This window comes from Bradyrhizobium sp. AZCC 2289 (assembly GCF_036924615.1).
Classification (GTDB): Bacteria; Pseudomonadota; Alphaproteobacteria; order Rhizobiales; family Xanthobacteraceae; genus Bradyrhizobium.
In genome coordinates this window covers 3777606-3794974 of the sequence record NZ_JAZHRY010000001.1, presented here as the reverse complement: position 1 = coordinate 3794974, position 17369 = coordinate 3777606, and the positions used below count along the sequence as shown (strand labels likewise).

The 17369-nt window shown below is 62.4% G+C and carries 13 protein-coding genes; 8 read left to right on the top strand and 5 right to left on the bottom strand.

The genetic code is table 11. The features are described from left to right. Positions 1-30: 30 nt before the first annotated feature. The 3 genes from V1289_RS18120 to V1289_RS18110 form a co-directional block, all read right to left on the bottom strand. A complete protein-coding gene (locus V1289_RS18120; RefSeq protein ID WP_334398153.1) occupies positions 31-999 on the bottom strand; it encodes a LysR family transcriptional regulator in 969 nt (322 codons plus the stop codon). 121 nt (positions 1000-1120) lie between these two features. After that, the gene (gene map, locus V1289_RS18115) at positions 1121-1945 is read right to left on the bottom strand and encodes a type I methionyl aminopeptidase (protein ID WP_334398152.1); all 825 of its coding nucleotides are present in this window, start codon (positions 1943-1945) and stop codon (positions 1121-1123) included. A gap of 92 nt (positions 1946-2037) precedes the next feature. Next, a complete protein-coding gene (locus V1289_RS18110; RefSeq protein WP_334398151.1) occupies positions 2038-3363 on the bottom strand; it encodes a mechanosensitive ion channel family protein in 1326 nt (441 codons plus the stop codon). Positions 3364-3663: 300 nt separating this feature from the next. Here V1289_RS18110 and V1289_RS18105 point away from each other — a divergent pair, with 300 nt between their 5' ends. The 3 genes from V1289_RS18105 (at position 3664) to V1289_RS18095 (ending at position 9739) form a co-directional block, all read left to right on the top strand. Next, the gene (locus V1289_RS18105; protein ID WP_334398150.1) at positions 3664-5457 is read left to right on the top strand and encodes a potassium/proton antiporter; all 1794 of its coding nucleotides are present in this window, start codon (positions 3664-3666) and stop codon (positions 5455-5457) included. A 187-nt stretch (positions 5458-5644) separates the two neighbouring features. Beyond that, positions 5645-8974 carry an adenylate/guanylate cyclase domain-containing protein gene (locus V1289_RS18100; RefSeq protein ID WP_334398149.1) on the top strand — a complete coding sequence of 1110 codons (3330 nt, stop codon included), beginning with the start codon at positions 5645-5647 and terminating at the stop codon, positions 8972-8974. 84 nt (positions 8975-9058) lie between these two features. Beyond that, positions 9059-9739, top strand: a complete 681-nt coding sequence (locus tag V1289_RS18095) for a peroxiredoxin-like family protein (protein WP_334398148.1) — start codon at positions 9059-9061, stop codon at positions 9737-9739. 108 nt (positions 9740-9847) lie between these two features. On the opposite strand, the gene V1289_RS18090 is transcribed toward V1289_RS18095, so the two are convergent. Then, entirely contained in the window at positions 9848-10075 is a 228-nt protein-coding gene (locus V1289_RS18090) for a dodecin (RefSeq protein ID WP_442896025.1), read from the bottom strand. A 490-nt stretch (positions 10076-10565) separates the two neighbouring features. Here V1289_RS18090 and V1289_RS18085 point away from each other — a divergent pair, with 490 nt between their 5' ends. Then, positions 10566-10784, top strand: a complete 219-nt coding sequence (locus V1289_RS18085; RefSeq protein WP_334398147.1) for a hypothetical protein — start codon at positions 10566-10568, stop codon at positions 10782-10784. Positions 10785-10903: 119 nt separating this feature from the next. Here V1289_RS18085 and V1289_RS18080 read toward each other — a convergent pair whose 3' ends face one another. After that, positions 10904-11794, bottom strand: a complete 891-nt coding sequence (locus V1289_RS18080; RefSeq protein WP_334398146.1) for an AbiU2 domain-containing protein — start codon at positions 11792-11794, stop codon at positions 10904-10906. A gap of 1091 nt (positions 11795-12885) precedes the next feature. Here V1289_RS18080 and V1289_RS18075 point away from each other — a divergent pair. From V1289_RS18075 to V1289_RS18060, 4 genes are all read left to right on the top strand, one after another. Further along, positions 12886-13815: a glycine reductase gene (locus V1289_RS18075; protein WP_334398145.1), complete on the top strand. Its 930-nt coding sequence runs from the start codon at positions 12886-12888 to the stop codon at positions 13813-13815. A 147-nt stretch (positions 13816-13962) separates the two neighbouring features. Next, entirely contained in the window at positions 13963-15156 is a 1194-nt protein-coding gene (locus V1289_RS18070; protein WP_334398144.1) for a CaiB/BaiF CoA transferase family protein, read from the top strand. Positions 15157-15286: 130 nt separating this feature from the next. Beyond that, positions 15287-16885, top strand: a complete 1599-nt coding sequence (locus V1289_RS18065; RefSeq protein ID WP_334398143.1) for a flavin monoamine oxidase family protein — start codon at positions 15287-15289, stop codon at positions 16883-16885. Positions 16886-16889: 4 nt separating this feature from the next. After that, entirely contained in the window at positions 16890-17360 is a 471-nt protein-coding gene (locus tag V1289_RS18060; RefSeq protein ID WP_334398142.1) for a c-type cytochrome, read from the top strand. The last annotated feature ends 9 nt before the right edge of the window (positions 17361-17369 follow it).

The following is a 17369-nucleotide window of genomic DNA, read 5'->3' as shown; positions in this document are numbered from 1 at the left end:
AGGCTCGTGCGACGAGCGAGCGAATGCCCGCTATTCGGCAGACAGTCTTCCGCGCCGCGATCGAATGGACTCGGTGTTCCGGCTGGCTTCGCTCGACAGCCGCGTGAAGTAACGCTTGAGGCGGGGCACCGCAAAGTCGACAAAGGCGCGCACCTTGGGCACCGAGAAGCGCCCGTGCGGCGCCAGCAAATGCGCGGGCAGCGGCGGGTATTCGTCCTTGCCGAGCAGGATCTGCAGCCGTCCTTCGCGGATCTCGTCACTGATGTGATAGGAAAACAGCCGCGTCACGCCGTGCCCTTCCGCGGCGGAAGCGACCGCGGCGCGAACCGTGTTGACGACCAGCCGCGGCGCGAACTGGACCGCCCTCGGGACGGACGATCCTTCCGCCGGTGGGAAGCTCCAGGAATCCAGCCCGAAATGGGTCATCGCGATAATCTGGTGTTTCGCAAGATCGGCCGGTTCATGGATCACCGGGTGCCGCGCAAGATATCCCGGCGATGCCGCGATGACGCGGCGCACTTCGCCAAGGCGGATCGCGACGAAGCTCGAATCCGCCAGATGCGCGATGCGGAGCGCGACGTCGATGCCCTCATCGATCAGGTTCACCGGCCGGTCGAGCAGATAGAGTTTTACCGACACCATCGGATGCTCGTCCATGAAGGCGTCGAGCACTGGCCGCAGGACATCCTCGCCTGTGATCACAGGCGCTGTGATGGTCAGCGTGCCGCGCGGGGCCGAGCGTTCGCCGGCCGCAACGATGTCGGCCTCCTCGAGATCGATCAGCACGCGGCGGCAGGCGGCGGCATAGCGCTCGCCGGCTTCGCTCAGTTTGAGCGAGCGGGTGGTGCGATGAAGCAGTTCGGCGCCGACATGCTGCTCAAGGAAGGCGATCGCGCGGCTCACGGCCGCCGGCGATCGGCCGAGGCGTCGGCCCGCACCGGCGAGGCTGCCCTCGTCGACGGCGGACACGAAAACCTTCATCGCATCGATGCGATCCATCGGCTCTTCCGATCAGAGGAACAAGGGCTGCCTTGGCAAACGTCAGGCGATCATGCCTTGCCGGTCAGCTTTTGCAATCGCGGGATCGTGGCGCCGGCGGGGAAATTACGCCCCGGCCCATTCAGGTTGTGGCTGGAGGCTTCTCGGCGTGGCGCTGCGACAGCGTGAAGATCTCGACGCCGGTTGAGGTCACGCCGACCGAATGCTCGAATTGCGCCGACAGCGAGCGATCGCGCGTCACCGCGGTCCAGCCGTCGGACAGGATTTTCACATGCGGCTTGCCGAGATTGATCATCGGCTCGATGGTGAAGAACATGCCGGGCTTCAGCGCCACGCCTTCGCCAGGCCGGCCGATATGGATGATGTTCGGCTCGTCGTGGAACATGCGCCCGAGGCCATGGCCGCAGAAATCGCGCACCACGCTCATGCCCTGCGGTTCGACAAAACTCTGGATGGCGTGGCCGATGTCGCCGGTGGTGGCGCCGGGTTTGACGGCGGCGATGCCGCGCATCATGGCCTCGTAGGTCACCTCGATCAGCCGCTCCGCCTTGCGGGCGATCGGGCCGATCGCGTACATCCGGCTGGAATCGCCGTACCAGCCGTCAACGATGAAGGTGACGTCGATATTGACGATGTCGCCCTCCTTCAGCGCGCGGTCGCCGGGCATGCCGTGGCAGACCACGTGATTGATCGAGGTGCAGGTCGAATAGCGATAGCCGCGATACATCAGCGTCGCCGGATAGGCGCCATGGCTGAAGGCGAAGTTGCGTACGAAATCGTCGATCCGGGAGGTCGGGATGCCCGCCTTGACCACGTCGGTGAGCTCATCGAGGCATTTGGCGACCAGGGAGCCTGCCTTGCGCATGCCGGCAAAGGCGCTCGGTCCATGCAGCTTGATCTGGCCGGTCTTTCGCAAGGAGGTATCAGTTGCTTCGATATAGCTCATGGGCGGGTCATTTTCGGCGGGAATGGGCGGTGGATAGCTGATTTGTAGCCTAATTTAATGATCGGAGCGGTCAGTGCAAGCCAAGGTTGGCATCAGCTGGTCGGAACTTCGACCATGGTTTCGACCGGCAGCGCGCCGCCGCGGACGCGGATTTCGCGCACAGGGTAGGGTACCCGGATGCCCTCGCGCTTGAAAGCGTCCCACAGCGCCAGCATCACCTCGCTCTTGACGTTGTCCATGCCGTCGGGGTCGGCGATCCAGAAGGTCAGGGAGAATTTCATTCCGGCTTCGGTGAACTCGGTCAGGATGCAGTTAGGCTGCTTGCTCTTGATGGCGCGCGGTGCTGCCGCGGCGATTTCCATCGCCAGCTTGCAGACCAGGCGCGGATCCGCGTCGTAATTGGTGCCGAAGCCGACCTTCACCAGCGTGTTCTTGTCGGTATAGGTCCAGTTCACGACCTTCTGGGTCACCAGATCCTCGTTCGGGATCAGGAACTCGCGGCCGTCGCCGGCGGCGACCGAGATATAGCGCGTCTTCATCGCGCTGATCCGTCCCGAGCTGTCGCCGATGGTGACGAGATCGCCGGGTTTGACGGATTTGTCGACCAGCAAAATGAGACCGCTGATGAAATTGGCGACGATCTTCTGCAAGCCCAGGCCAATACCGACGCCGGTCGCACCGGTGAAGACCGCAAGCGCCGAAAGGTTGATGCCGACCGCGCCGAGCGCGATCGCGATCGCCACCACCACGAGCCCCATGCGGATCATCTTCACCAGCAGCACCTGGATCGACGGCGTCAGGTCGCTGGAGCGGTTGATCCGGCCTTCGATGAAATTGCTGGTGATGTTGGTCAGCCACAGCGCGAGAATCAACAGCGCGCCGGCCTTGATCAGAAGCAGCGGCGTCAGCCGCAGGCCGCCGAGCACGACCGCAACCTGATCCGAGTCCAGCGCATCCACGGCAAAATCGAGCTGCCCGACGATGCTCAATGCCGCGACCACCCACGCCGATACCGACACCAGCTTGACGATGAAGGCGTTGCGGATCACTGAGGTCACCAGCCGGATCATCAGCCAGGCGAGCGCCAGCTTGGCGGCCACCATGAGCATGTAACTGCGGCTCGGCCAGGTCGAGTGATACATCGTGACCCGCGCCGCGATCACCAGGATCGCGAATATCGCGGTGGAGGCGCTGGAGACCAGCACGCGGGCGAAATGCCGCAGCGGCAGCGGCCAGCGCATCGCGAGCGAGGTCATGTCGACGCGCGAGCGAATGGCGGCGTCGGCGGCATAAGCCATGCCGGCCGCGGTCAGGATCAGGCCGAACTGCAGATAGAACCAGGGCGAAGTGACCTCCGCGCCGATCGAACCCGCGGCGGAGTGCAGCAATTCGACGATGTCCTTCAGCTCAAAATCCATAGGCAATTCTCGTTTCGAGGCCGGTTCGCCCGCAGTCAAAGTTCGTTCGCAAAGCTCGCTGGCAAAATTGATTCGAATGTCCGGCAGATTCCCATAATCGGGCTGCAGACGCCATTGAAACGGCCTGCCCGCAAGGCGAGTTAGGTCGCTAAATCGGGCACATTGCCGCTATCCCGAGAAATGGGTTGGCGTCCAACTGTGGCGACGATAAGGATGCAATTGCAAGTATTTGCTCTGGTTTTAAGAAGGCGCAAGACTTCCCTCAATCAGGACTTCTCTCGATCAAGGCTTCCCTCGATCATGGCTTCCCTCGACGCGGTCAGCATAGCCATTCTTCTCGGCGCGGTTCTGGTGATGGCCGGAATCCTGTCGAGCCTGCTTGCGCTCCGCTTCGGCGCGCCGCTGCTGCTGGTCTTCCTGCTGATCGGCATGCTGGCGGGCGATTCCGGGCCCGGCCAGATCCAGTTCGACGATGTCCGCACCACCTATCTGGTGGGATCGGTGGCGCTGGCGCTGATCCTGTTCGACGGCGGACTGAAAACACGCTTCCAGAGCATCCGCACCGTGCTGGCGCCGTCGATGATGCTGGCCACGATCGGGGTGCTCTTGACCGCGCTGATCACAGCACCCGTCGCCAAATATGCGCTCGACCTGAACTGGACCGAGGCATTTTTGGTCGGCGCGGTGGTGGCATCCACCGACGCGGCGGCGGTGTTTCTGCTGGTGCACACGCAAGGGTTACGCCTGCGCCCGCGTGTCGGCGCGACGCTGGAGGCGGAATCCGGCACCAACGATCCCTTCGCGATCTTCCTCACCCTGATGCTGGTCGAATTCATTTCGAGGGGCGAAAGCTCGCTATCGCATATCGCGATGGAATTCGCCCGCGAGGCGGTACTCGGCGCGATCATGGGCGTGATCGGCGGCCGCCTCGTCGTGCTGGCGCTCAACCGCATGGCGCTGCCGCAGGGCCTGCATGCGCCGTTCGTCACGACGGCCGCGCTGGTGATCTTCGGCGGCGCGCAGATCGCGCACGGGTCAGGCTTCCTCGCGGTCTATCTCGCCGGCATCATCGTGGGCAACCGGCCGACGCGCGCGCATAATTCGGTGGTGACGTTCCTGGATGCCGCGACCTGGCTGGCGCAGATCGTGATGTTCGTGCTGCTCGGGCTCCTGGTCTCGCCGCATCGCCTGCTCGGCAGCGTCGGTCCCGCCGTCCTCGTTGCCTTCGTGCTGATGCTGGTGGCGCGGCCGGTCGCGGTGTTTCTGTGCCTCATGCCGTTCAAGTTCAACTGGCGGGAAAAGGTCTTTATCGCCTGGACCGGGCTGCGCGGCGCGGTCGCGATCTTCCTCGCGTCGATCCCGATGCTGGTCGGCCTGTCGAAAGCCTATCTCTATTTCGACGTCGCTTTCGTCGTCGTCATCATCTCGCTGTTGCTGCAGGGCTGGACGCTGGCGCCGGCGGCGCGGCGGCTGCACGTGGCGCTGCCGCGCGCCGACCGCGGCCCGCGGCGTGTCGAACTCGATCTGCCCGGCCAGCTCGAGCAGCAGCTGGTCGGCTATCCCGTGCGGGCGAAAAGCCTGTATTTCCGCCGCGGTCTGATCCCATCCTGGTCGAAGCCGACCCTGGTGATCCGCGAGGAGCACATCCTGACGCCCTCCGAGGCCGATCCGGTCGCGGCCGGCGATTACATCTATTTGCTGGCGCCGCCGGAAAAGGCAGAGGCGCTGGATCGCTTTTTTGTCGACATGGCGCCGAGTTCGGCGCCCGATCCGCATTTGCTCGGCGACTTCGTCGTCTCCGGCGAGCACACCCTCGGCGAACTGGCCGAGATCTACGGCGTGGCGGTGGACGAAGAGCAGGGCAAGCTGACGCTATCGGATTATTTCGACATTCATCTCGACCACGCGCCGAAGGAAGGCGCCGAGCTTGCGCTCGATTCCATCGTCCTGGTGGCGCGCAGCATCGGCGGCGGCCGGGTCAATGTGGTCGGCCTCAGGTTGCCGGAAGACGAGGAAGCGGCCGCGCCGCTGACGCGCGCGCAGACATTCAAGCGCAAGCTTGCGGAGATCTGGTCGTCGGTGGCGGGGGTTTGACCGCAGTACAGGCGCAGCTCGGTGGGCCGGCTCGTCGGGCGGGTCGAGTGGTCAACAAATGGCGTAAGCCGTAATCGCCACTTGCCGTTTCGGCAGTGTGAGCCCATCCTGACCAAGGATCCGGGGCCCGCTCGAAAGGACCAAGGATCAGATCGCGCCATCGCGGCTTTCCGCGAGATTTTGATCCATGAACTGCGCTTGTTGCGGTTCCGAGGTTCAGAGCGGCTTCGCTTTCTGCCCAAAGTGCGGCACCAAGCAGCCGAACGCGTGCCCCGGTTGCGGCCATCTGTGCGCACCGAATTTTGCGTATTGCCCGAAATGCGGCACCCTCGTCGCTGACGCCCCCAAAGCCGGCCGGCCGCAAGCACTACGGCCGAATCCCCTGACATTGCCAACGGTGGACCATTCGCCGGCGTTGGCGCCGAACGCGGTTGTCGAGGCCGAACAGGCATCGCGGCCGAAGCTCGACAAGATCGACACCGAAGCCAACCGCCGCACCATTACGGTGCTGTTTGCCGACCTCAGTGGCTTCACCACGATGAGCGAGCAGCTCGACCCGGAAGTCATGCGCGCGCTGCAGAACGAACTGTTCGAGGAATTGACGGCCGCGGTGCAAAATTTTGGCGGCTTCGTCGACAAGTTCATCGGCGATGCGCTGCTCGCGCTGTTTGGTGCGCCGGCCGCGCATGAAGACGACCCCGAGCGGGCACTTTGGGCGGCCCTCGACATGATCCGGCGGACAACGCAACTGGGCGAACGTTCGAAGGTATGTGCCGGTTCGCCGCTGATACTGCACATCGGCATCAACACCGGGCACGTCGTGGCGGGTGGGTTAGGTGCCGGCGCTACCAAATCCTATTCGGTGACCGGCGACACGGTGAATACCGCGCAACGATTGCAGTCGATGGCCCCCTCGGGCGAAGTGTACGTGGGGCCGCTGACCTTCCGCCTCACGCGCCATGCATTCGCCTACGAGTCCCTGGGCGATGTTGCGCTTCGCGGCAAGGTGGGCAGCGTCCTGGTCCATCGTCTAAGGGGACCGCTCGACACGCCGCGGGCAGCGCGAGGACTGGAAGTGCTCGGCCTCAGCGCGCCGCTGATCGGGCGCGATGCAGAGATTGCGCGCATGACCGACAGCCTTGAGCTGGCCTGTGGCGGTGCGGCTCAACTGGTGCGGCTGGTCGGCGAAGCCGGCATCGGAAAATCACGCCTGGTGAACGAATTCGTTACCCGCGCTCGCGATGAGGATCGCTTCGCAGGCGTGGCGATCCGGCGAGCGAATTGCTCGCCGCTGGGTGAACAATCCTACGGCACGCTCGCTGCGGTGCTGCGCAGCGCTTACGGCATCGCCCAGAAGGCTTCCGCGGCAGAGGCGCAGGCCGGGCTGACCGAAGCGTTGTCGGAGCTTGGCCTGGCGGCGGAAGAAGTCGAGCGCCTGATGCCGCTCTATTTCCATGTTCTTGGTCTCGGCGACCCTGACGCCGTCCTGCAGCATATTGAGCCGGAACAACTCCGGCGGCAGATATTCTTCGCGATCCGCACCGTGTTCGAACGGCGTCTGGCTTTGTCGCCCCTCCTGATCATCGTCGAGGATCTGCACTGGGCCGATGCCGTGTCGCTCGAGGCGCTACGGTTCCTGACGGACCGGCTGGAGCGCTCGCGGCTGATGCTCGTGTTTACCCACCGGCCCATGCTCGAAATGGATCAGTCCGGTTCGGGTCGAATTAGCCATACGACCCTTCGGCTGGCGCCCCTTGGCGTTGCTGACGGACAGAAGCTGCTCGCGGCCCTCTTCAGTCATGGCTGGCGTGAACCGCCCGGAAATCTGTTCAATCGAATTCTTGAACGCGCGAGCGGCAATCCGCTCTTCATCGAGGAGATCATACGCGGGCTGATCGATGCCGGCGCTTTGGAACGTGACGGTTCGCAGTGGCGGATCAAGTCCGATGAAGCCGCCGCTGACATCCCGGCAAGCATTCAGGCATTGTTGCTGGCGCGACTGGATCGGCTGCCGCACGAAATCCGCAGGCTGGCCCAGGAGGCCGCGGTCATTGGCCCGCGCTTTGATACGGCTGTCCTCGGTGCCACCGCGACCGAGCCGGCGAGAGTGGAAACGGGGCTCGAACTGCTGTGCGACGCCGAGATCGTCGAGGAGGTCGCGGGTGCGAACTCGATTTCGCTGCAATCCTATCGCTTCACGCAAACCATGCTGCAGGATGTGATCTATCAAAACCTCCTGTTGCAACGGCGCATCGAGATCCATGGACGGATCGGTGCTGTCCTGGAGCGGCTGTATGGGGACGACCCCGAGCGGCTCGACGACCTCATCCTGCTGGGACACCATTTCAGCCTCAGCGCGAACAAACAGAAGGGCGTCCGTTACCTCAGTGCGGCGGGCGACCGGGCGCGAGCGATTTACGCCAACGATGATGCGATCCGTCTGTATCAGCAGGCGCTCGCGGTGTTGTTGACCACCGGCGATCGAGGACCGGAACAGCTTGTGCTCTACGAGCAAATTGCCGAGCTGTGTGCGGCGGCGGGTCAGCGCAATATGGCCGAAGAGCATTACCAGACGGCGTTGGCGGCCCACCGCGCTGCCGGGGATCGCGTCTCCGAAGCGCGAATACTTCGCAAGCTGGGCCGATCGTTGTGGGATGCCGGCAAACGAGACAAGGCGGAGGCGCATTACGCCGAGGCCGCGGCACTGCTCGAAGGGATGGACGCGCCGATCGAGTGGGCGCAGCTCCTGCAGGAGCGCGGCCACCTCGCGTTTCGCATGGGCGATCACGCGGCGGCCGTGCGATGGGCAGACGAGGCGCTGGCCTATGCTCAATCGGTGCCGCCGAATCTGGACGAGCAAGCCGGGCTCGAAGCGGCCCGCGCGACTGCGGAGGCTCTCAACACCAAGGGCGTTGCGCTGGCGCGGCTTGGGCGACTCCAGGAGGCGGTGCGCGAGGTGGAGCAAAGTGTCGCAGCCGCGGAAGCCGCCGGCCTTCTAAATGTGGCCTGCCGCGGTTACACTAATCTCGGCGTGCTCTACACGATGGTCGACCCGGCGCAAGCCATCGAGGTGTGCCGGCGTGGCCTCGATGTCGCGCGTCGTATCGGCGATCTCGGCTTTCAGGCGCGTCTTCTTGTCAATCTTGCCGTTGCCTGTTGCACATTCACGGAGAGATGCACCGAAGAGGGCGTGCCGGCCGCCGAGAAGGCGATCGAACTCGACCGTGCCCTCGATCAGCGCGAGCACCTCCCGGTGCCGTTGATTGTGCTCGGGCAGATCTATCAATGCCATTTCCAGCCGGAACTGGCCGCCCGCTGCTACAACGAGGCAATTGAGGTGGCGGGCGAAACGGGCGAGCCGCAACAGTTGTTTCCGTGCTATGATGGTCTGGCGACGCTGAGCCTCGATCGCGGCGACATGCCAGAGGCCGAGCGGTATTTTGCTTTGGCACAAGATGTCTGCGCCCGGCACGGGCTCGATCCCGCAGGGCTGATCGTATTGCCATTTCTCGACTAGAGCATGATCCGGAAAAGTGGGTACCGGTTTTCCGACAAGATCATGCTCAAACAAAAAGTCTAGTAAACGTGAGGGAGGTCAATCATGTCAGAAAATCATGTCGATGGGCCACTGCAGCCGGGCGATCGTGCACCGAACATTGTGCTGGACGCGATCACGCGCCAGGGAACGATCTCGCTGGATGATTTTCGCGGCCAAAGCCCGATATTGGTGGGCTTGTTTCGAGGCCTGCATTGCCCGTTCTGCCGGCGCCATATCGCCGCCCAGGCGCAACTTGACACAGCGCTGCGCGAGAAGGGCATCGAGAGTCTCACGGTGGTCAATACGCCGATCGAGCGTGCGCGGCTCTATTTCCGCTACCATCCGTTACCCAATCTGCTCGCCGCGTCGGATCCCGAACGGGTCTCGCACCGTGCGTTTGGATTGCCCAATCTCGAGTTTACCGAGAGCGAAACCGAATGGCCGCGCAAGGTGGGTATGAACGTCGTGATGGGCATGCGGATGGATCTGCCGGGCGAATTGCCCGAGCCGATGAATCCGGTCGCGGCGACTGATGTCCTCAACAAGAAAGACGGCTACGAAATAACGGAGGCCGATCAGCGCATGCTTGCAACCGGCCACGGCCAGCTGTTTGGTCAGTTCCTGCTCGACCGCGAGGGCATCGTGCGCTGGAGTTTTACCGAAGTCCCCGAGGGTGGTCATCGCATGTTCGGGGCGCCGAGCCCGCAGGAGCTGATGTCGGCCGCCTCGCAGGTGGCAGGCTGAGCATCAGAAATCGCCTGATCGGCATCGCGGGCTTCCGCGTACTGCCCGTGGCTGGTGATCGCCACGGGCCGTATTGCTTGAATTCCGCGCGGGGTGTTTTGCCGAGAATTAGCCTTCCAGCGTAAATCCAACCCGCAAGGTGACCTGATAATGGCGAACAGACCCGTTTTCGATTTGGCCTCTCGTCTGCACGACTTCGAACCATTTCATTTCGCGAATGGTCTTTGATGCGCGGGTGATCGCATTCTGAACGGCATCCTCGATGCTTTTTTCGGAAGATCCTACGAGCTCCAGGATCTTGTAAACGTGATCCTTCATTTCGGTAGCTTGCGGCATGGCTAGCCTCCGTTCTGATGTTGTCGGGCCAATCCCGGTCTATCTCTTCCTCCCCGGGGTCTGATCGGATCGGGAGCGAAGTTCATTCTGAACGGGCTCTCAACCGTTTGAGTTCCACTGCTTCCTCTAAATACAGGCCAGCTACGGAGGCCGAACTGCGGTGACAGCGGCTCCAATGCAGACGTCCCCTGTGCATCCTGCGACCGATGCCGAATGATCGTCGTGAATGCAATCGACGCACAGGCTTAAAACGGCGGATTACGCCTTTGGCTCCAATCCGCCCTACGAGCTGACTCCCCGCTACTCGCGGTGATGACGCCCGCCACCCCTCTTTTCAGAAAAGCCTTTACTGCCTAATTCACGCCTTATTGGATGATACGATTGGCTGTCGGCGGAAGGATTCTCCCATGGCCGACAGTATGGTTAACAAGCGATTAAGTCGATTTTTACTTTGCCCGTGCACTATTGCTCCCAACAACGGGAGCGTGTCGTGACAGATTTCCAACTTGTGTTGAGAGTAGTTGGCTATATCTTTGGGGCCTGCGCTTTTCTGGCAGTAGCCGAAACCGCGATTGACGCCTGGGTACATCAGCCTATGGCGGAATTCCTCGTAAAGCGATTCGCCGACCTTATGCTGGTTTGCGTCAGCACAATTGGTGGATTGCTTGCCGGTCAGAAAATCGAAGGCCGCAAACGACTGAGGGACTAAAGCGCGCTGCCCTTGGCGCGCACAAGAGGGCCGAACTTCATAAGGGTTGCGGCCGCACACAGACCCTCTTGCATTTACCTACCCGGACTTCGCCAGAATTGCATTTCAAATCTCAACCATCACAAATCCCTTGCGACGAAATCATCTTTAAGCGGCTTGCCCTCTTCAAGACGCTTTTGCAGAGCCTCCTGCGCTCTTAGCCCGTCGTCGAGCGCATACAGCAGCGAAACCGCACCGCCAAGCGGCCCGCCAAGATCAAATCGAGTTTCTGATCGGAAGTAATGGCCATCTATTGCGTTCAGAACGTCGGCGAGCGCCTTGAGAGCCGCCTTTACATCCGCCCGGCTGCCTTCCGCAAGCGGCTCGGTATGTTGTTCAAGCGCGAGTTTGAGATCACGATGGGCAATATGCCGATTGCGCCAATCGCGGCAAAATTCCGTCTGTTTAACCGCTTCGGCGACCAATTTGCGCAGTGTCTCTTTGAGCTTGGCGTCAGTGATCAGTGCTGGCAGCGCTTGGATCGTTAGATTGGCGGGAGCCTGCTTGCCTGGAGAATTCGCCGAATCCGTCAGGCGAGCAAGATGAAGCAGCGAGTTCTCCCACAGCTCGTCTTGCAGCATTCGGAAGAAGGCAGGCGCCGCCCGATTGAGGAGATCGATTCGCTCCGGCTTAGTGCCAAATAATTCGACGTATTCCTGCCAATGAAAATGGATTGTCGCAACCGCTTGCCAAAGCGCGGAATATAGGGCGCCAAGGGCCTCGCCCATCTTGGCGATATTTTCTTTCTTTGTCTCTTCGGCCGTTCGTTCAACCATGGCCCCCCTCATGCGTCCACTATCGCGCTCGATCGAGTAAGACCGCGAGGGTTGCCCAGCGCGCTGTTCTCGCTCGACCCAATCGCGCGCATATGATTTCGCGTCGGTACCCACCGGCACGCTGAGCACCTGAAATGCTGTTTTGTTGTCGGTATTGAAAAATGTGACCTGATCGACGCTCACGCGTTCACCCATTCGGTACACCCGTGCTGGCGGTACTTCCCTCTATCCCCACAGCAGCAGTTAAATTGGACTCAACTAATGCGATAATCACTGAGCGAAGTAATAAATTCTGGGCATTACGGTGATAGTGCACTCAAATATTTTGCCTATACGATTGTCCGCCAGCTTGGCCCGTAATGACTCGATGCGGCAAATAAGTGCACCGTAATTCTGCCCATCGACTGAACGCCGATTGCCCGACGGGCAAATCAGCGTTCCGCTCGCGGATTTCCTTGTCCAGCCCTCTGCGAGAAAATATTCTATTTGTGCCGTCGGGCAAATCAGTGATTTGACTCTGCCCGTCTCACCCGAGAAGAGGGGCGGGTCGCGATCGTCACGAAACGCGCGGTGGGATGCGGTGGACGCGGCAGCGTCGGTGCGAGACGGAATCGCAGGGCGGGTTTGTCCCGTGAGCGAGCATCCTTCGCGCAAGACGACGGCGCCATAGCCCGGTTGAGCCTTTTGGCGAAGACGGGACGGCTGCGTACGGCAAAAGCGTGTGGTTCTGGCATCCGTTGCTGGTGTCAAGTCGGCGGAGGTTTTGCGAGCCCAACCGGGCGCGGCAAGACCTTCAATCCGCCGATGACGGTGACAAGACGAATTCGTCGCCGGGGAGAGCACGCTATAAGCCGTAAAGCCATTGCGCAGGGAAGGCCGGATGCTCTCCGCTGAACCTGTATGCTCGTGTGCGGTTCTTCGCACAATTTTGCACACGAGACCGCGGGTGCAGCGCGCACCCGGTCTTCCCTGCGCCCTCTACTTTCGAGGAGGGCCAAACATTGGCAAAACCTTGGGCGCATCGCGCCGCGAGAATGCAAACCATGTCCGAGGGCCGTCATTGCGAGGAGCGAAGCGACGAAGCAATCCATGCTTCCGCGTATGCCGTTCCATGGATTGCTTCGCTTCGCTCGCAATGACGGTTTTGCTGATTGAGGCTAGGCTCGGGGCAGTCCCCCTGCGGGGGCTGAGTTGCTATTTCGGCAGTTGAGGAACCGGCGGACTATCTCTAGTCTGGACCAAAGGTCGATTGACGATCTCGCGGTGGAAACGCAGGAGAAAAAACCATGTCCGGCTCGCTCGATGACCAACTCGGCTTTGCGCCCGACTACGATTCTCCCATCCCCTATATGCAGCGGACCCGCGACTACTACGCCGCGATCGGCTACACCACGCCGTACCGTTGGGCGCATTATGTCGATGCGCCGTTCCAGCCGCTCAAAAAGCCGCTTTCGCAATCGCGCGTCACGATCGTCACCACCGCCGCGCCCTATGATCCCGCGAAGGGCGATCAAGGCCCCGGCGCGGCCTACAACGGCGGCGCAAAATTCTACAAGGTTTATGACGGCGACACCTCGAAGCCGCACGATCTGCGCATCTCGCATATCGGCTATGATCGCAAGCACACCACTGCGACCGACAGCGGCACCTGGTTTCCGCTGCCGCAGCTTCTGAAGGCCAAAACCGCGGGGCGGATCGGCGAGGTCGCGCCGCGCTTCTTCGGCGCGCCGACCAATCGCAGCCATCGGGTGACGATCGACGTCGATGCTCCGGACATCCTCGCCCGCTGCCTCGCCGACAAGGTCGATGTCGCCGTGCTGGTGCCGAACTGCCCGGTGTGCCACCAGACCTCCGCTTTGGTTGCCCGCCACCTCGAAGCCAACGGCATTCCCACCGTGGTGATGGGATGCGCCAAGGATATCGTCGAGCACGCCGCGGTGCCGCGCTTCCTGTTCTCTGATTTCCCGCTCGGTAACTCGTCCGGCAAGCCGCATGATGTCGAGTCGCAGGCGCTGACGCTGGAGCTGGCCTTGCGTCTGCTGGAGACGGCTTCCGGCGCGCGCACCACGATGCAGTCGCCGCTGCGCTGGAGCGAGGACGCCTCCTGGAAACTCGACTACAACAACGTCGCGCAGATGAGTCCGGAAGAACTGGCGCGGCGCCGCGCCGAATTCGACAAGCAGAAAGAGATCGCGCGCGGCAACCGGGCGGCGTGATCTTCACCTCTCCCAAAGGGAGAGGTGAAGAGCAAGAACATTCGTCATTGCGAGCGAAGCGAAGCAATCCATGCTGCGGCACAAAGAAAGAATGGATTGCTTCGTCGCTTTCGCTCCTCGCAATGACGCTCGCAGGAGGACGCCTCAGTGACCCGACCGTTCGAAGGCGTGAAGATCCTCGACTTCACGCAAGTGCTGGCCGGCCCCTACGCCAGCTACCAGCTCGCCTTGCTGGGCGCCGACGTCATCAAGGTGGAGCGGCGTGAAGGCGAGGACATGCGCCGCACGCCGCTCAGCCGCGAATGGGCCGAACGCGGGCTCGCTCCCGGCTGGCAGGCGATCAACGGCAACAAACGCAGCCTGACGCTCGACCTGCAGAAGCCGGAGGCGATCACCATCGTCAAGCAACTCGCTGCGAGCGCCGACGTGGTGATGGAAAATTTTCGCCCCGGCGTGATGGACAAGCTCGGCATCGGTTATGCCGCGCTGTCGGCGATCAATCCAAAACTGATCTATTGCGCGATCTCGGGTTTTGGCCAGACCGGTCCCGAGCGCAATGGCGCCGGCTACGACGGCAAGATCCAGGCGATGTCGGGCATCATGGCGATCACGGGTCACGAGGAGACCGGGCCGACCCGCGCCGGCTTTGCGGTCTGCGACGTGCTGTCCGGCGCTACCGCCGCGTTCGGCGTGTCGAGCGCGCTGTTCCAGCGCACCCATACCGGCAAGGGGCCACTGGTCGACGTCTCCATGCTCGAGGCGACGCTGGCGTTCCTGTCGGGACAGGTGGCGGATTACTCGGTCGCGGGCCATCGCCAGCAATTGTCCGGCAATCAGGCCGTGAGCCGCCGGCCAACGGCCAATCTGTTCAAAGCAGGCCAGGGCTATCTGCTGCTGGCGGTGAACAGCGAGAAGCAATATCGCGCGCTGATGACCGCGCTCGGCCGCGCCGACGCGCTGGAAGACCCGCGCTTCGTCGACTGGTTCGCGCGGCAGGAAAATGAGCCGGCGCTGCGCGCCATCATCGAGGAAGCGCTGGCGAAGAAGGATCCGCGCGAATGGGAGAAAATCCTCGACGCGGCCGGCGCGCCCTGCGCCAGCATCTGGAAGATCGAGGAGGTGATCGATCATCCGCAGATCGCGGCGCGCCGCGCCGTTCAGGAAATCGATACGCCCTACGGCCGTCTGCGCTTTGCCGGCACCGGCTTCCAGCTCGCCCATGGCGGCGGCAGGCTCGATTCCATGGCGCCCGAACTCAGCGCCCACACCGACGAGGTGCTGAGCTCGCTCGGCTATGACGCCAGCGCGATCGCGGATTTGCACGCACGGGATGTCGTCTGAGCGAGTCCGGAACGCGAACTCGTGAATGCCATCGGCGTTCAATTGTTTGCGTGGGCCAAAGCCAGCGCCTATCTATTGAGACCGCGACCTGAGCGCGGCGCAGGACGAAAATGGCGAGACCGGACCGGCCATGCAGAACGAGGGTGAGACAGGTCTGAGCCGGCGCGATCTGCTGTCGCTGGTGGGCTCGGTCGCCGGCAGCGCCGCGATGTATCACGCCATGACCAGCCTCGGCTTTGCGTCGGAGTCAACCTATAACGGGCCGATCAAGCTGGAGGGCGATACCAAAGGCGCCTCGGTACTTGTGCTCGGCGCGGGTCTGGCCGGTATGACGGCGGCGCTGGAATTGCGCGCGGCCGGCTACAAGGTTCAGGTGCTGGAATTCAACAGCCGTCCCGGCGGCCGCAACTGGACCCTGCGCGGCGGCGACAGTTTTACCGAACTTGGCGGCGCGACCCAGACCTGCGGCTTCGAGCAAGGCCTCTATCTCAATCCGGGGCCGTGGCGGATTCCCTATCATCACCGCGCCGTACTCGATTATTGCAAGCGGCTGGGCGTCGCGCTCGAACCTTTCATCCAGCTCAATCACAACGCGCTGCTGCACGCCGCCAATGCGTTCGACGGCAAGCCGCAGCGCATCCGCGATATCAAGACCGACTTTCAGGGTCACGTTTCGGAATTGCTCGCCAAGGTGACGCAGCAAAGCAAGCTCGACGAAGCGGTGTCGGTGGAAGACAGGGAGATTCTACTGCAGGCGTTGCGGTCCTGGGGCGCGCTGGACAAGGATTATGCCTACAAGGCCAATCTGATCTCGGCGGATTATCGCGGCTACGCGAAGCCGCCCGGAGGCGGACTAGGTGCAGCCCCGGTCGCCGGCGAGCCCGTAAAGCTGTCGGAGATCCTGCAATCCCGGCTCTGGCGGTATCTCCAGAGTTTTGCCCTGCATCAATTCCAGACCACCATGTTTCAGCCCGCCGGCGGCATGGACATGATCGGCAGAGCCTTCGCCAGGGAGGTCGGCGACCTCATTCAATACGACGCGAAAGTCACCCGCATTCAACAGAACGATGGCGGCGTCACCGTCAGCTATGTGAATTCCAAAACGCCGGCGTCGCCGCAACTGGCAAAGGCCGACTGGTGTGTCTGCTCCATTCCGCTATCCATCCTGAGCCAGATCCAGATCGACGTCGGCCCGCGCATGAAGGCGGCGATCGACGCGGTGCCCTATGCGTCCTCGGTCAAGATCGGCCTGCAATTTAAACGCCGGTTCTGGGAGGAGGACGAGGCGATCTACGGCGGCATTTCCTATACCGATATGCCGATCCGGCAGATCTCCTATCCCAGCAGCGGCTTCAACCGCAGCGGCCGCGGCGTGCTGCTCGGCGCCTATGTCTTTGAGGGCGCCAATGCCTACGAGTTCACCTCGATGGCGCCTGTGGACCGGGTAGCGCGCGCGGTCGAGCTCGGCGCCCGCATCCATCCGCAATACCGCGCCGAGTTCGAGAACGGCATCGCGGTGGCCTGGCATCGGGTGCCCTTCACCCTGGGCTGTGCCGGAAGCTGGACCGAGAAAATGCGCGACGAGCACTACGATAATTTGTGCCAGATCGACGGCAGGATCGTTCTCGCCGGCGAGCACGCCTCCTACATTCCGGCGTGGCAGGAGGGCGCGATATTGTCGTCGCTCAACGCCATCACGCGGCTGCATGAACGTGTCGTCAGGACCTGATGCGATGCTGCCAATCCAGACCACACCCGTGAAATCGAATGCGACGAAGCCGCACAGCCATTTTCTCCTCGCCGTCGTGCTGGGCGTCGGGATGACGTCACTGGCAGCACCTGCGGCGCACGCGGACGAGGAAGCGCGTTCGCGGCCGCCGGCGCTGAGTCCGGGGTTCAGATTTACCGAAGCGACCGGAGAAGAGCTGTTCGCGAGCGCGTGTCAGGGTTGCCACATGCCGGACGGCAAAGGCGCGGTTGGCGCCGGCACCTATCCGTCGCTCGCGAAAGACAGCAATCTCGAGGCCGGAAATTATCCGGTTCATGTCGTGGTCCGGGGCCAGCGGGCGATGCCGCCGGTCGGCGCGATGATGAGCGATGCCCAGGTCGCCACCGTGGTGAATTATGTCCGGACGCATTTTGGCAACGAATACCGGGACGCGGTCAGCGCCGAGGATGTCAAGCTGGCTCGGCCGGAGAAATGATCGCCATCA

Coding starts and splice junctions, on each gene's coding strand:
- map (WP_334398152.1), bottom strand. CDS start 1,945: ATGAGCTATATCGAAGCAACTGATACCTCCTTGCGAAAGACCGGCCAG.
- V1289_RS18100 (WP_334398149.1), top strand. CDS start 5,645: ATGAACTGCGCTTGTTGCGGTTCCGAGGTTCAGAGCGGCTTCGCTTTC.
- V1289_RS18075 (WP_334398145.1), top strand. CDS start 12,886: ATGTCCGGCTCGCTCGATGACCAACTCGGCTTTGCGCCCGACTACGAT.
- V1289_RS18110 (WP_334398151.1), bottom strand. CDS start 3,363: ATGGATTTTGAGCTGAAGGACATCGTCGAATTGCTGCACTCCGCCGCG.
- V1289_RS18090 (WP_442896025.1), bottom strand. CDS start 10,075: ATGCCGCAAGCTACCGAAATGAAGGATCACGTTTACAAGATCCTGGAG.
- V1289_RS18120 (WP_334398153.1), bottom strand. CDS start 999: ATGGATCGCATCGATGCGATGAAGGTTTTCGTGTCCGCCGTCGACGAG.
- V1289_RS18105 (WP_334398150.1), top strand. CDS start 3,664: ATGGCTTCCCTCGACGCGGTCAGCATAGCCATTCTTCTCGGCGCGGTT.
- V1289_RS18095 (WP_334398148.1), top strand. CDS start 9,059: ATGTCAGAAAATCATGTCGATGGGCCACTGCAGCCGGGCGATCGTGCA.
- V1289_RS18080 (WP_334398146.1), bottom strand. CDS start 11,794: ATGGGTGAACGCGTGAGCGTCGATCAGGTCACATTTTTCAATACCGAC.
- V1289_RS18060 (WP_334398142.1), top strand. CDS start 16,890: ATGCTGCCAATCCAGACCACACCCGTGAAATCGAATGCGACGAAGCCG.
- V1289_RS18065 (WP_334398143.1), top strand. CDS start 15,287: ATGCAGAACGAGGGTGAGACAGGTCTGAGCCGGCGCGATCTGCTGTCG.